At 33.6% G+C, this 1374-nt stretch carries 1 protein-coding gene; it reads left to right on the forward strand.

Annotated features, from left to right (window positions below; all coding sequences use genetic code 11):
- Positions 1-541: 541 nt before the first annotated feature.
- Positions 542-931 (forward strand): VOC family protein, encoded by a 390-nt coding sequence (locus BM329_RS14240; protein ID WP_092554480.1) that lies wholly within the window; start codon positions 542-544, stop codon positions 929-931.
- Positions 932-1374: the final 443 nt, after the last annotated feature.

Raw genomic sequence — 1374 nt, forward strand, 5'->3', positions numbered from 1 at the left:
GAACAACCTGCTGAACCGCTTCCAGCTTAAATTCAACGGAATAGTGGCGTTTGGTCGGTTTGGTCGGTTTCAATTTCATTGTCATACCTCATTATCATGTTAATAACATTAGCAGGCTTTTGAGGTGTCCGGATTTAATGTACTACTACAGAGGCCAGATGGTTTGCTCATCAGAACACGAGCAAACCATCCTTGATGCTTAGCCGATTATTCACAAGTTATTCCTAACTCTCTTTTGGACTGAAATTGAGTTACGACTCACTCCCTGCTCATGAGACTGAAATTAAAAAACCTTTAACTGATTGGATCTTGCTATTTTTTATTTTTAACATATCATTTTAACTAACTTATCTGTAACAAAAAATATATTGCATATTTGTTTCTATATGTTTATCTTTTTGCAAAGATATGGTTTGTTTTATGTTTATTTGGTTGCTAACAAATTGCTTTATTAGTATTTATTTTAGTTGTGTTAATATTTTCATTGCTAATTATATCAATAATTCAGACGTGAATGTTTTGTTAATGTTTAGGAGTTTTTATGCATAGTGTGACTTCTGTTCCAGTAGCGGCTAACTTGCAACTGGTGTATGTTTCTGATGTTGAACGCTCAACCACTTTCTACAAATCTCTATTCAAAACAGATCCCATTTTTACTAGCCCCCGTTATGTGGCTTTTCGTGTCTCTTCTTCCGGTGATGCTCTTTTTGCTATTTGGTCTGGTGGCGAAACGCCCGAGCTGCAAACTCAACGGTTTAATGAAATTGGTATCATGTTGCCAACAGGTGATGATGTTGAACAATTATTTCGTGAGTGGCAAGGTAATCCAGATATTGAAATTGTAAAAGAGCCATATACAGATGTATTTGGGCGTACTTTTCTTGTAAAAGATCCTGATGGTCATATTATTCGTGTTTGTCCGTTGGATTAGTAAAAATTCATCCGACCTTCCGTACCAATTCGGAAATTTTATTTAATCATTGTCTGTATGTTAGCAACAGTTTTCTGCTCTTGGGCTTCTTTAGAAAACGTGAATTTTTAAAAATCATTCATAATGTTCAAAGAAGCTTATATTAAGGCTATGGTGAGTGTGTTTTATTATTCATTTTAATAGTAGAAATATAATTAAGTATTAATACTATCAACATGTTTTAACTTTTGCTATGTCATGATTCGTTATAATAACTACTATGGCTAGTTCATAATTATTAATAAAATAAGTGATTATCTCACAGTGTATTTGTATGTTTCATTTGTTTTTTTAGATTAAACTATTAAATCTTGGATTCGCCTAATAAGTGCAATTTCTAAGAAAGGCGGTCAGTTGCTATAGTAGGCATCTTTCTCGCCAAAGGAAAATGCGCTATGGCCTAT

Origin of the sequence: Xenorhabdus koppenhoeferi (assembly GCF_900116635.1) — a bacterium.
In the GTDB taxonomy this organism is placed as follows: domain Bacteria; phylum Pseudomonadota; class Gammaproteobacteria; order Enterobacterales; family Enterobacteriaceae; genus Xenorhabdus; species Xenorhabdus koppenhoeferi.

Excerpts from the sequence above, each read along its gene's own strand:
- BM329_RS14240 (WP_092554480.1), top strand. The coding sequence starts at position 542 with ATGCATAGTGTGACTTCTGTTCCAGTAGCGGCTAACTTGCAACTGGTG.